Here is a 12,990-nt window from a genome sequence, read left to right as displayed (position 1 = left end):
GTGCGCTTTCGCGGAAGCAAAAAACAACATTGAAATGGCAGAACAAGGTCAAGAAAATTTTAGAGACACAATAGGTACGCTTAACAAAGAAGGCAAGCGTGCTTGGGTGTTTCCTAAGAAGCCGGATGGTAAATGGTATACTTATAGAAAATATGTAAGCTACATTTTATTGGCTTTCTTACTATCTGCTCCATTTATTAAAGTTAATGGCAATCAGTTTTTAATGTTTAATGTATTAGAACGTCGTTTTAATATTTTCGGATTTCCGTTTTGGCCACAAGATTTCCATCTATTTGTAATAATGATGATTATTGGTGTGGTATTTATCATCTTATTTACCGTTGCTTTTGGACGTATTTTTTGCGGGTGGATTTGTCCGCAAACTATTTTCCTTGAAATGGTTTTTAGACGCATAGAGTATTGGATTGATGGCGACCGAGGCAAGCAGATTCGTTTAGATAAAATGCCTTGGAATGCCGAGAAAATAAAAAAGAGAGTACTTAAATGGATTATCTTTTTTATCATCTCTTTTATTATAGCCAATGTGTTTTTAGCCTACTTAATTGGTAGCGATCAATTAATACGTTACATCTCTGAAGGACCTTTAAATAACATAAGCACACTAATTTCTTTATTAATTTTTACTAGTGTTTTCTATTTTATTTTCGCTTGGTTTAGAGAGCAAGTATGTATCATTGCATGTCCTTACGGAAGGTTGCAAGGTGTATTACTTGATAATAAATCTATTATTGTTGCTTACGACCATAAACGCGGAGAAAAAGAAGCTGGTCGTGCAAAGTTTAAGAAAAATGAAGACAGGCCAACTACTGGCAAAGGAGATTGTATAGATTGTTTTCAATGTGTAAATGTTTGTCCAACAGGAATTGATATAAGAAATGGAACGCAACTAGAATGCGTAAACTGTACTGCTTGTATTGATGCTTGCGACCACATGATGGAAAGCGTAAACTTACAAAAAGGACTTATTAGATACACCAGCGAAGATGAAATTGAGAAAGAAGAAAAATTCAAGTTTACACCACGTTTAAAAGGTTATACTGCTGTTTTAGGGATTTTAATAGCTGTACTTATTGGAATGCTTTTTTTACGTAATGATGTTGAAGCAACTATTTTAAGATTACCAGGGCAGTTATACGAACACAAAGCCGATAATATTATTAGTAATGTTTACACCTTTAAATTAGTAAACAAAACGGTAAATGATATTGAAGATATTTCTTTTAAACTATTATCGCATAAAGGAACTGTTAATTTGGTTTCTCACGATGGTTTTAAAGTTGATGGACAAGGTCTTGCTGAAGGTACATTGTTTATAGAGTTAAATGCAAGTGCTTTAAAAGGCGATAAAGATAGAGTAGAAATTGGTATTTATAGTGGAGACCAATTAATTGAAACGACTACTACAGCCTTTTTAGGACCAAGAAGTTACAAGTAAACAAATATAATGTTGAGGTTCTTACTCTAGTAAAAATGCCCGCGTGAAGGATGGCAGTGGAAATCCCACAGCGATCCCGATAATTATCGGGAGAACGAGGAATTGAAACGTACAGCCTGACCCTTGTGGTCACGCCAAAAATAATTAAAACATAAGTACTATGAAATGGAATTGGGGAAAAAGTATAGTTGTTGTTATGGCTGCATTTATGTGCTTTATATTATATTTTGTTTATCTAATGAGTACAACAGAATCTTTTAGTCATGATTTAGTTACTGAGGATTATTATGCTAAAGAAATGCTATATCAAAATGAAATTGATGCCGAAACGAATACAAACAATTTAACAGAGAGGTTTGTAAGTAAAAAAACTGATAAGGGTTGGTTATTGGTGTTTCCAAAAGAACTTGAACTATCTAAAATTAAAGGAAAAGTGTTCCTATACAGACCGTCTAATGAAACGTTGGATTTTAACCTTGAGTTAAATCTAACATCTTCACATTTGCTCATACCTGACAATAAGATGTTAGGCGGTCGTTGGAACATTACTATCGATTTTATGTACGAAGGCACACCATATTTATACAAAGAACAAATAACGTATTAATGTTAATTTCGGCAATTATATTTGGCTTATTAGGAAGTTTTCACTGTGTTGGCATGTGTGGACCTATTGCCTTTTTATTGCCCTTAGATCGTGAAAACAAAACCAAACGTATTCTACAATTACTAAGCTATCATGCTGGTCGTATTTTAACGTATAGCGTTTTAGGTCTTATTTTTGGTGCTGTTGGTAAAAGCTTAAATTTATTTGGTTTACAGCAGCAACTCTCTATTGGTATTGGTGTTTTAATGATTGTTACTATATTAATACCTACCAAATTATTTAACCGATATAACTTTTCTAAACCTATTTATAAGCTTGTTGGTAAAGTAAAAAGTAAAATGGGAGCTAATTTAAAGAAGAAGAAACCTAGTACTTTTTTTACTATTGGATACCTGAATGGTTTATTGCCTTGCGGACTTGTTTATATGGCCATTTTTGGCGCTTTAGCAACCGGAAGTTACTGGGAAGGTAGTTTGTATATGGCCTTATTTGGTTTAGGAACTGTACCGCTTATGACGACTGCTATTTATCTTGGTAATTTTCTTACCAAAACGGTTAAACAACGTGTTTTAAAACTAATTCCAGCCTTTGTAGTTATTGTTGGTTTACTTTTTATTGTAAGAGGTTTAGGCTTAGGGATCCCTTATTTATCACCATCTAATATGGTTACTGTGGAACAGGTGGATTCTCAATATAATTGTCATTAAAAATTAATAATTTAAAAATATAACACTAATGGAAAGTTTAATAATACTTATAGTTAATTGGACAATGGGACTTGTTTTTATTGGTTTTTTCTTCTTGTATGCCTTGTATTATCTCTTATTGTCTACAACATGTCTAAAAGCGGTAAAAAGAAAAGCGAAACCTCAAACGACGAGACTTCTACTGAGCTTTAGAAATTTTAAAAAATTACTAAATCGTTTAAAACAAAAAAAGGAAAGCGATTATAGCTTCTCTTTTTTTGTTTCATTCTTCTACGCGCTTTTAAATGGTCATAGAAAAGACTTGTGTTTCTGGTTTGTTACGCTGTAAACGTCTATCGAATGGTAAGCAAACGTTTCTTACAAACGGTCTACCTTTTTCTGTAACGCGTATTGTTCTAGAATGGATTTCTATTAAACCATCGTTCTCGAGTTCTTTTAACTTAATAAGTACATCTGGAAGTTCATTAAACATTAATGCTTCGGTTTCCCAAGAGGTTTCGAACTTACACATTAAGTTAAGAATGTGTTTGCGTATTATTAAATCTTCTTCATTTAAAATATGTCCTCTAAACACAGGTATTATACCTTGATTAACAAGCGATTTGTAACTTTCAATACCTTTATCATTTTGCGCAAAACCATACCAACTATCGCTAATTGCAGATGCACCTAAACCAATCATTACTTTAGTATTAGTTACAGTATATCCCATAAAATTACGATGTAGTTTTTGGTTTTCGTGTGCCTTGTAAAGTGAATCTGTTGGTAATGAAAAATGATCCATTCCTATTTCAAAATAACCAGCTTCAAGTAACATTTGCTTTCCTTTTTCGTATTGTAAACGTTTTTGAGTTGCAGTAGGCAAATCTTTATCGTTATAACCACGTTGTCCGTTTCCTTTAATCCATGGCACATGTGCATAACTGTAAAATGCAATACGTTCTGGTTTTAAGGTAATTGTTTTATTAATAGTATTCTCGACATCTTCTACGGTTTGAAACGGTAAACCAAAAATAATATCATGTCCAACAGATGTAAATCCCTCTGCTCTTGAAGCTTCCGTAACTTGTTTTACATTCTCGAAAGGTTGAATTCTGTTTATAGCTTTTTGTACCTTTAAATTATAATCTTGAACACCATAACTTACACGTTTAAAATTATAGTCTGAAAACATTTTTAAATGTTCTTCGGTTGTGTTATTCGGGTGTCCTTCGAAACTTAACTCGCAATCCTCACTAAATTTCCCAATGGAATTTAACGAATTTAATAACGTTTTTATGTTTTCAGGTTTAAAGAACGTTGGTGTTCCGCCTCCAATGTGCAACTCTTTAACGTTAGGCATTTTTCCTAAAAACGTTCTGTAAAGTTTAAATTCTTGGATTAAAGATTCTATATATGGAACTTCTATTTCATGGTTTTTGGTTATGCGTTTATGGCAACCACAAAAGGTGCACATGCTCTCGCAAAATGGAAGATGAATATATAAACTTACACCATCTGTAGCATTACTCTCATCAAAACTTTTTTTAAGCGATGCTTTCCATAACTTTAAAGAAAAGGAATCGTTATCCCAATAAGGAACCGTAGGATAACTTGTATATCTTGGTCCTGCTACATTGTACTTTGCTATTAAAGGTGTATTCATTTTAAAAAATATTTTAAAGCAAATTTATATTGAAATAAAAGCTTAAAAGATGATAAAAATCACTTTCAAAAAAAAGAATTAATAAATTTAACGCCTTGAATAAAGGCAGCTGCATTAAATTAATTATTAAAAACTGAAGTGTTAAAAATACACGTAACTACTCTTAAAATGTTTTAATACAAAACTTTAAACTGTTATCTTTACAAAGCTAAAAAAGAAAAAAAATGTCTGACGCAAAAAAACCAGATAACGTTGTATTTAATAAAGAAAGCCAGCAATATGATGCGGCTCTAAAACCTTACGGAACCAATGTTGGAGCTCCTGCCATTCAAGTAACAGAAAATATTACTTGGAAAAATAAAAACGTTAATAAAGCCAACAAACAACTTAAAGCTAAATATTTAGAGCTTAAAGCAGAATACGACAAAATGATTGAAGAATTGGAATACAATAACTTAGTCTATAATGCTAAGTTTAGTTTTCAGCCAGATCTTGGTGAGGTTTATCATTTATACAAAGACAAAAAAGGAGAACCGTTTTTATCTATTATAGCACCTAACGAATGTAATTTTGATTTTGTAGGTAGCTTTTATTTAACATCGGAACACATGTGGAAGAAAGTTGATGAAACAACATCGAATAAACTACAATAATAGCTACTAATTTTCAGCTCAAAAATAACGCATTGCAATACACAATAATAGACGTTGAAACCTCAGGAAGGACAAATAAAATTACCGAAATCTCGGTATTTAAATACGATGGCGACGTTATTGTAGACGAGTTTACCTCGTTAGTTAATCCAAATTGTTTTATCCCAGATCATATTACTGCATTAACAGGAATTGATAATGGTACTGTTGCCAATGCTCCAGAATTTCATGAAGTCGCACAACAAGTTTTAGATATTACTGAGGATACTATTTTTGTTGCCCACAATGTAAACTTCGACTACAACGTTATTAGAAACGAGTTTAAAGCTATAAACATAGACTTTACAAGGAAAAAACTTTGCACTGTGCGCCTTAGTCGAAAATTACTTCCAGGCCATCGCAGTTATAGTTTAGGTAAAATTTGTAAAGATTTAGATATTAATATAAACGGAAGGCACAGAGCAAGAGGAGATGCTGAAGCGACAGTTATTCTTTTTAAAATTTTACAATCTCAAGAAAATGCAGACACCGTTTTTACCGAGTTTTTAAATAGTAAAAGTAAAGAAGCTACCTTACCTCCTAACCTACCAAAAGAAATATTTAATGCCTTACCAAACGCTACTGGTATTTATAAACTTAAAAATAAGAAAGGTGAAATTATTTATGTTGGTAAATCTAAAGACATAAAAAAAAGAGTCCTTAGTCACTTTCATAGTAAAACACAAAAGGCCTTAGATATGGTTAGGGAGACTGCAGATATCGATTTCGAGTTATCTGGCAGTGAACTTATTGCGTTATTAATGGAAGATGCAGCAATTAAACATCACTTTCCGGAATATAATAAAGTATCTAAACGCGCTCCAAAAGGTTTTTCACTCTTTAGTTACCAAGACAGAAACGATATTATGCATATTGCTATTAATAATAGTAAAGCCACACCAAATCCTATAATTACCTTTTATAGCTTACGAGATGCGCGTTTGTTTTTAGAACGAATTTGCGAACAATTTAATTTGTGTCCTAAGTTTTGTCATTTACAAGAAGGTGTCGATGAGTGCTCTCACTATATTTTAAAAACATGTAAAGGTATTTGTAAAGGCAGTGAAGATATTACAGTTTATAACGAACGTGTTACAAATGCCATTTGCCAAATTGTTAACGATAGCCAAGATGTTGTTTTAAAAGAAAAAGGTAGAAACGAGAACGAAGACGCTTTTGTAATGGTTAAAAATGGTGCTTATTTAGGCTATGGTTTTATTGATAGAGATATCCAAATTACACACCAAGACGAGTTAGAAACTTTTTTAATAAAACAAAAAGATAATAGTGACGTCCAAAGTATTTTACGCAACGTACTTTTAAATAAATAATAATGACTTTAGAAATCGCTCGCGTAATTATAGATTTTGGTTTACTTGTTTTAATCTTGATGGTACAATTTCTAATTTACCCATCTTTTAAATACTACACAGAGATTAACCTTTTTTTATGGCACAAACGCTATACAAAATTAATGACTATAATTGTGTTGCCACTTATGGCAATTCAGGTATTAATTTCTCTTGTTACACTAGTAAAAACGGGAGGCCTCTACTCTATTCTTCACTTTGCTTTTGTGTGTTTAACATGGTTATCGACTATGCTTATTTTTGTTCCTCTGCACAAAAGAATTTCAAATAACAAAACAACAAACAATACCTTAGACGACTTAATTATTCTTAATTGGTTGCGGGTTGGTATTTGGTCTATACTTTTTATTATTTCAGTTTTAAATATTAAATAAAAGCCAAACACAATAATTTAGGCACAATTAGTGTTAACATTATTTATATTTGAACTTTAAATATTTTTATGAAACATTTTTTTATACTCTTTGCTCTTAGTTTTACTTTATTAACAAGTGCACAAAACAACGCCTTTGTAGGTGGTGAAAACTTAACTTTTACTGCAGGTTATAATATGTCTGGCTTAATGACAGATTTTGCAGAAGTAACCATGAAAACCAGTAATGTAAACACTAAAACAGGAACATTATTACGTTTAAAGGGTAACGCTACAACGTATACAAAATGGGATAATTTTTTTAAAATTAGAGATCTATATGAGAGTTATGTAAACCCAAGAACATTAACACCTTATTTATACAAGCGTGAAATTGATGAAGGAGGACATTATAAATTTGTTAAGTACAACTTCAATCATAAAACAAGATCTGTAAAAAGCTTAGTTAGAAAGAAAAGTAAAAACTTCGAATCGGGCTTTTGGGACACCAATAAAACTGTAAAAATTAATGGTAATACTAAAGACATTGTAACTACTATTTATCATTTAAGAACTTTAGATATTAAAAAAGCAGGCATTGGCGATAGTGATACTTTTACCGTTTTATTCGATAATAAAGAAACTAAATTTCGTTTTACTTATGTTGCCAAAGAGACTATTAGTACAGCTTTAGGCAAAAAAGAATGTTACAAACTGCGTATTAACCTAGATAATAACAATGCTTTAAAAGGCAATAGTAATTTTATATGGCTAACAGCAGACGAAAATAAGATTCCTGTTTATGCTAAATTTAAAGTTGCGATAGGTAGCGGAGAGTTAAGAATTAAAAGTGCAACCGGTTTAAAAAACTAAATTAATTATGAGATTATTATTTATTATATTAGGATTAATAAGCGCAATTTTTGCAGTTATTTTAGCTGTTTTACCTTTATCTAACTTCGCTTTTTTTCCAGCGATAGCTTCATTAATTTTTGGCATTTTAGCGCTTGTAAAAACTAGAGGTACAAATAAACCAAAACACACAATTCAGCTTATATTTTTATTAACCATCATTTCTTTAGCATTAGCAACTTATAAATCTGTTACTGCAACTACCGAGGTTGGTGATACAGAACAATTAGAGCAACGCGAAGAAAACTCTCTTGAAGATTCTATAGAAGAACTAGAAGATATTGATATCTCTGAGTAATTTTAAGGTTTTTGTAAGAATTTATATATATTTGAAATTCAAATAGATATTAGATGAAATCCCTACTTATTGCTTCTGCCTTCGTTATTGTTGGTTCGTGCTCCGAAAAGAAATACAGTACCAAGATAGAAAACCTTGAAAACAGTGTTGAAATTACAGATAGCTCGCTTATTAAAACGTATTCAAAATCCATAACTTCCGAAGATTTAAAAAGTAGATTAACAGTTTTTGCTTCGGAAGAATTTCAAGGTCGTGGAACAGGTACAGAAGGACAAAAAAAAGCAGCAGATTATCTAAGACATTTCTATACTACAAAAAATATTGCGCCTGTAATTAACGACTCTACATACTATCAAACCATTCCTGCAGATTTCTTACCTGAAGGAATAGGTGCTTCAGAAAACGTATTAGCCTATATAAAAGGTAGTGAAAAGCCTGAAGAAGTATTAATCATTTCCGGGCATTTAGATCATTTAGGTATCGAAGATGATGCAATTCATTTTGGAGCAGACGATAATGGATCTGGCTCAGTGGCCATAACAGAAATTGCTGAAGCTTTTAAGCTTGCAGAACAACAAGGCCATGCTCCCAAAAGGAGTATTCTATTTTTACATCTTACTGCAGAAGAAATTGGGCTACAGGGCTCAAAATATTATTTAGAAAACCCAATTTTCAAAATAAACAAAACCATTGCCAATCTAAATATAGACATGATTGGTCGTGTGGACGCTAGACACGAAAAGAACCCAAACTACATCTACATTATTGGCGCAGATAGAATTAGTAAAGAGTTACAATACACTTCAGTAAAAGCAAATGAAGCCTTTACAAATTTAGAGTTAGACTACAAATACAATGCAGAAAACGATAGGAATCAATACTACTATAGAAGCGATCACTACAACTTTGCAAAGCAAAATATCCCTGTAATTTTTTACTTTAATGGAGAGCATCCAGATTATCACAAAGCAACAGATACCCCGGACAAAATAAACTATCCATTATTAGCTAAACGTACAAAACTTATCTTTGCAACCGCCTGGCAATTGGCTAATAGGACTACATATTTAACACACAATCAAGATATTTAATCTTGTTAAAAAAAATACAACAAATAGAATTTACGTCTATTTTCTCGTATTTTTACTGCTTAACCAAACATTAAATTAAGAATGAAAAAATTACTTTCACTTTTTGCTGTTACCTTAGTCTTAGCATCATGTGGCTCTTCTAAAAGCAAGGATGCTACAACAAAAACCAAAGCACCTGCAGATCCAACTAAATACGCAGAAACCATAACTGCCGAAGACTTAAAAACGGCGCTTTACATATATGCAGGAGACGATTTTGAAGGTCGTGAAACTGGTAAGGAAGGAGAAAGAATGGCTATAGAATTTATTAAATCACATTATATCGAAGATGGAATACCTGCTGCGAAAAGCGATGGTAACTATTTTCAAGATGTACCATTAGTAGTTATGGCAACTCCAGACATAACTCTAAATGTTAATGGAAAATCTTTTACAAATATAGATGACTATGTATCAGTTAGCTCTGCAAAAGACGGTACTCTAAATACAAAAGATATTATTTTTGCTGGTTTTGGAATTGAAGACGAGAACTACTCAAACTATGAAGGTTTAGATGTAAAAGGAAAAGTTGTAATTATACGCTCTGGCGAACCAAAAGATTCAGAAGGGAATTTTGTTATTTCAGGAACAGATAAAAGCTCTAAATGGTCTAATATGCGTCAAGCCTTTGCTGCAAAACAAGAAGTGGCTAAAAGTAAAGGAGCTAAAGCGCTTTTATTTTACTATCCAGAAGTTTACGCTATGGCAGCTAATCGTTTTGGTCGTTCAACAGGACGAATGAACCTAGCAGATGGAGCAGAGGAGATGATTTATATGCTAATTAATACTGATTTAGCTAAAGCCTTTGTTAGTGACATCGAAACTAACGAAAAATCTATGTCTATAAAATCTGATGTCGCTATTACTTATAAAAACAATTCAGAAAAAGTAGATTCTAAAAACGTTGCTGCTATTATAAGAGGTAGTGAAAAGCCTAATGAATATATTATTCTTTCAGCTCACTTAGATCACGAAGGTATAAAAGACGGTAAAGTATATAATGGTGCAGATGATGACGGTTCTGGAACCGTAGCTGTATTAGAAATAGCTGAAGCTTTTGCTAAAGCAAAAAGAGAAGGTAATGGTCCAAAACGTTCAATAGTTTTCTTAAACGTAACAGGTGAAGAGAAAGGCTTATTAGGTTCTAAACATTATACAGATAATGACCCAATATTTCCATTAGCAGATACTGTTGCCGATTTAAACATAGACATGATTGGTCGTACAGATCCAAAACGTGAGAAGAAAAACAGAAATTATGTATACTTAATTGGAAGTGACAAATTAAGTAAGGAATTACATGATATTTCTGAAGCTATGAACACAAAGTACATGAATATCGATTTAGATTATACATTTAACGATGAGAATGATCCAAACCGCTATTACTATAGAAGTGATCATTACAACTTCGCAAAAAATAATATTCCTGTAATATTTTATTTCAATGGTACTCATGACGATTATCACCAGCCAGGAGATACACCAGATAAAATTGAATACGATTTATTAGAAAACAGAACACGTCTTGTATTTTATACTGCTTGGGAACTAGCTAATAGAGATGCTAGAATTACAGTAGATAAAACTGCAGAGTAAATACATTTTTGGGCGTTACCTAAAGGTCGCGCTTTCGGCAGTCGCTCTCTGCGAGGAGCTCCAACAAAGCCTCAATCCCTAACGCAAAGGAAATAAAAAAAGGTTCAAGATAAATTTTCATTATCTTGAACCTTTTTTCTTACAATCAATTTTAAATTAAATTTATATGACCGACAATAAAAGACTAAAAATTGGAGAAGGTAAAATAAGTGGTTACCTCTCTGTTTTTCTTGCCATAATATCTTTAGGTTTTGTTATTTGCGCCTACTTTCCAGACACCTTTACAACAAAGGATTTTAGAGACATTTATAATCCACAAATTGTAAAATGGTCTATTCTTGCTGTTTTAATTCTTTCGTTTGTATTTGCCTTTATTAGTTTTATACTAAGTAAGAAAAAGCATTATGGTTTTATATCGACAGTACTTATAGCAGCCACAATATTTTTAGGTACAGCCTTACCAGAAGGTTCAGGCATTCAAGATCAATCTGTAACCATAGGTTTAGATTGGCTATTAATAGATGTATTAGTTTCTGCAATTGTATTTATACCTATAGAGTTGTTTTTACCAAAACGTTTAAATCAATCCAAATTTCATGACGAATGGAGAACAGACTTGGTTTACTTTATAGTAAGTCATTTACTAATTCAAATTATTGGTGTTATTGTACAATTTCCAGTAGTAAATATGTTCAAAAATATTGGTTTAGAAGGTTTTCAAGCTACAATACAATCAATACCATTTATACCACAATTATTTGTGGCGTTATTTGTATCAGATTTATTTCAATATACTTCACACTATTTCTTTCATAAAATTCCATATTTATGGCGTTTCCATGCCGTACACCACTCTACAAAACATTTAGATTGGCTTGCAGGATCTAGAACGCATTTCTTTGACTTAGTAGTGGTAAGAGCCATGGCTTTTATACCTATTTATATTTGTGGCTTTAGCAGTTCTGTCTTTTTCACATATATAGTAATCGTTTCTTTTCAAGCCGTATTAGCACATTCTAATACAAGAATTAACTTTGGCTTTTTAAAGTACCTATTTGTAACGCCACAATATCACCATTGGCATCACTCAGACAACCCAAAGGCTTACGATAAAAACTTTGCCATTCACTTTCCATTTATAGACATGATATTTGGCACGTATTACGATGAAGGAGATGCCTGGCCAGAAAGCACAGGTTTAGGAGATGTAAAGTACCCTAAAGGTTTCGCTAAGCAATTTGTTTATCCTTTTGTAAAGAATCCTCAAGAAAAACAAGATTTAAAAGACCCGAGCGAAAGGTAGAAACACATCTGTACATTAGAAAAAAAACCATTGTTCTGTTTATTCTGGCGCTAATGTAAATAAACTAATCAACAGCCTTTCAATTATTTGAAAGGCTGTTTTTGTTATTAAAATAAAAGATTATATTCACGATACAACAACAAGATAAAGCTTCTATTATGCTAAGATATTTAAGTAACAAAAGTAGTTCTGCACTAGCTAAAAAACCACATGAACAGTAAAAAGAAATCGACGAAAGATTATTACGCTGGAGATTTACTTGTGGTTGGAATTACGTGCTTAATATTTGCTTTATTTTTTTTAGCACCTACTCTATTTACGTCAGAAAAATCACTAATCGAAAAACGTGGAAAAGTAGAAAAAGTAAAAGCGTTTTATACACGAGTTGGCTCCAAAGGACATAAAAGTGTAAAATCGGAATTAATATTAAATCTTGAAAATGACACACGGAATTATAAGCTCGCTAAAAATATTGAACAGCGTTGGAATAACGAAAACTACGAACTAATTGAGAAAGAATTAAAAAAATCTGGAAAAGCTATTGTTTGGATTAAGAAAAGTGAACAATCTGACATGGAGCCTGAAGTTTTCCAAATTGCAACAGGAGAAAACGAAGTCCTTTATGATATGGATGACGTAAAATCTGAATTGAAATTTCTCTTTCCTTTTTTAATAGCAATGACCATTTTTGCAATTGGAATTTACTTGAATACTAAATATCCGAAACGAATAAAAAGCTTGATAAAATAAAGAGCCCATGCCCAAAACCATATAAAAACAATGACTGTTTAGTACTTAATCATAAGTAATTGCATGGTTGTATAGTCTTATTTCTCTTTATAAAATACTTGTAAATAAAGGATCAATACCAAAAGTTGTGGGATAGCAAAAAATAAGTGAACTTTGGATTAAAAATTTC

General features: G+C 32.0%; 13 protein-coding genes. 12 read left to right on the top strand and 1 reads right to left on the bottom strand.

Features of this window, described 5'->3' with window-relative positions:
* Positions 1-34: 34 nt before the first annotated feature.
* From ccoG to ASC44_RS15830, 3 genes are all read left to right on the top strand, one after another.
* The gene (gene ccoG, locus ASC44_RS15840) at positions 35-1,456 is read left to right on the top strand and encodes a cytochrome c oxidase accessory protein CcoG (RefSeq protein WP_055448602.1); all 1,422 of its coding nucleotides are present in this window, start codon (positions 35-37) and stop codon (positions 1,454-1,456) included.
* 160 nt (positions 1,457-1,616) lie between these two features.
* Complete coding sequence (locus ASC44_RS15835) at positions 1,617-2,063, top strand: FixH family protein (protein WP_055448601.1); 447 nt, start codon at positions 1,617-1,619, stop codon at positions 2,061-2,063.
* Positions 2,063-2,770 (top strand): sulfite exporter TauE/SafE family protein, encoded by a 708-nt coding sequence (locus ASC44_RS15830; protein WP_055448600.1) that lies wholly within the window; start codon positions 2,063-2,065, stop codon positions 2,768-2,770. The genes ASC44_RS15835 and ASC44_RS15830 overlap by 1 nt, the downstream gene beginning before the upstream one ends.
* Before the next feature lie 280 nt (positions 2,771-3,050).
* Here ASC44_RS15830 and hemN read toward each other — a convergent pair whose 3' ends face one another.
* The gene (gene hemN / locus ASC44_RS15825; protein WP_055448599.1) at positions 3,051-4,415 is read right to left on the bottom strand and encodes an oxygen-independent coproporphyrinogen III oxidase; all 1,365 of its coding nucleotides are present in this window, start codon (positions 4,413-4,415) and stop codon (positions 3,051-3,053) included.
* A gap of 224 nt (positions 4,416-4,639) precedes the next feature.
* On the opposite strand from hemN, the gene ASC44_RS15820 reads away from it, so the two are divergent.
* From ASC44_RS15820 to ASC44_RS15780, 9 genes are all read left to right on the top strand, one after another.
* Positions 4,640-5,068, top strand: a complete 429-nt coding sequence (locus ASC44_RS15820) for a DUF2452 domain-containing protein (protein WP_055448598.1) — start codon at positions 4,640-4,642, stop codon at positions 5,066-5,068.
* A gap of 32 nt (positions 5,069-5,100) precedes the next feature.
* Positions 5,101-6,438 carry an exonuclease domain-containing protein gene (locus tag ASC44_RS15815; RefSeq protein ID WP_055448597.1) on the top strand — a complete coding sequence of 446 codons (1,338 nt, stop codon included), beginning with the start codon at positions 5,101-5,103 and terminating at the stop codon, positions 6,436-6,438.
* Positions 6,439-6,440: 2 nt separating this feature from the next.
* On the top strand, positions 6,441-6,851 hold the full coding sequence (locus ASC44_RS15810) for a hypothetical protein (protein ID WP_055448596.1): 411 nt from the start codon (positions 6,441-6,443) through the stop codon (positions 6,849-6,851).
* A gap of 68 nt (positions 6,852-6,919) precedes the next feature.
* Positions 6,920-7,702 carry a DUF3108 domain-containing protein gene (locus tag ASC44_RS15805; RefSeq protein ID WP_055448595.1) on the top strand — a complete coding sequence of 261 codons (783 nt, stop codon included), beginning with the start codon at positions 6,920-6,922 and terminating at the stop codon, positions 7,700-7,702.
* A gap of 7 nt (positions 7,703-7,709) precedes the next feature.
* Positions 7,710-8,039 carry a hypothetical protein gene (locus ASC44_RS15800; protein WP_055448594.1) on the top strand — a complete coding sequence of 110 codons (330 nt, stop codon included), beginning with the start codon at positions 7,710-7,712 and terminating at the stop codon, positions 8,037-8,039.
* A 53-nt stretch (positions 8,040-8,092) separates the two neighbouring features.
* Positions 8,093-9,130, top strand: a complete 1,038-nt coding sequence (locus ASC44_RS15795; protein WP_055448593.1) for a M28 family peptidase — start codon at positions 8,093-8,095, stop codon at positions 9,128-9,130.
* 81 nt (positions 9,131-9,211) lie between these two features.
* On the top strand, positions 9,212-10,768 hold the full coding sequence (locus tag ASC44_RS15790; RefSeq protein ID WP_055448592.1) for a M28 family peptidase: 1,557 nt from the start codon (positions 9,212-9,214) through the stop codon (positions 10,766-10,768).
* A 166-nt stretch (positions 10,769-10,934) separates the two neighbouring features.
* Entirely contained in the window at positions 10,935-12,071 is a 1,137-nt protein-coding gene (locus ASC44_RS15785) for a sterol desaturase family protein (RefSeq protein ID WP_055448591.1), read from the top strand.
* 210 nt (positions 12,072-12,281) lie between these two features.
* Positions 12,282-12,821, top strand: coding sequence for a hypothetical protein (locus tag ASC44_RS15780; RefSeq protein ID WP_055448590.1), 540 nt, complete (start codon positions 12,282-12,284; stop codon positions 12,819-12,821).
* Positions 12,822-12,990: the final 169 nt, after the last annotated feature.

It is taken from the genome of Lacinutrix mariniflava, assembly GCF_001418015.1.
GTDB lineage: Bacteria > Bacteroidota > Bacteroidia > Flavobacteriales > Flavobacteriaceae > Lacinutrix > Lacinutrix mariniflava.
The sequence above is the reverse complement of the archived record's forward strand: the minus strand, read 5'-3'. Positions and strand labels throughout refer to the sequence as shown.

Bases quoted from the DNA above. Each gene is read 5' to 3' on its own strand.
- ccoG (WP_055448602.1), top strand. From the start codon at position 35: ATGGCAGAACAAGGTCAAGAAAATTTTAGAGACACAATAGGTACGCTT.
- ASC44_RS15835 (WP_055448601.1), top strand. From the start codon at position 1,617: ATGAAATGGAATTGGGGAAAAAGTATAGTTGTTGTTATGGCTGCATTT.
- ASC44_RS15830 (WP_055448600.1), top strand. From the start codon at position 2,063: ATGTTAATTTCGGCAATTATATTTGGCTTATTAGGAAGTTTTCACTGT.
- hemN (WP_055448599.1), bottom strand. From the start codon at position 4,415: ATGAATACACCTTTAATAGCAAAGTACAATGTAGCAGGACCAAGATAT.
- ASC44_RS15820 (WP_055448598.1), top strand. From the start codon at position 4,640: ATGTCTGACGCAAAAAAACCAGATAACGTTGTATTTAATAAAGAAAGC.
- ASC44_RS15810 (WP_055448596.1), top strand. From the start codon at position 6,441: ATGACTTTAGAAATCGCTCGCGTAATTATAGATTTTGGTTTACTTGTT.
- ASC44_RS15805 (WP_055448595.1), top strand. From the start codon at position 6,920: ATGAAACATTTTTTTATACTCTTTGCTCTTAGTTTTACTTTATTAACA.
- ASC44_RS15800 (WP_055448594.1), top strand. From the start codon at position 7,710: ATGAGATTATTATTTATTATATTAGGATTAATAAGCGCAATTTTTGCA.
- ASC44_RS15795 (WP_055448593.1), top strand. From the start codon at position 8,093: ATGAAATCCCTACTTATTGCTTCTGCCTTCGTTATTGTTGGTTCGTGC.
- ASC44_RS15790 (WP_055448592.1), top strand. From the start codon at position 9,212: ATGAAAAAATTACTTTCACTTTTTGCTGTTACCTTAGTCTTAGCATCA.
- ASC44_RS15785 (WP_055448591.1), top strand. From the start codon at position 10,935: ATGACCGACAATAAAAGACTAAAAATTGGAGAAGGTAAAATAAGTGGT.
- ASC44_RS15780 (WP_055448590.1), top strand. From the start codon at position 12,282: ATGAACAGTAAAAAGAAATCGACGAAAGATTATTACGCTGGAGATTTA.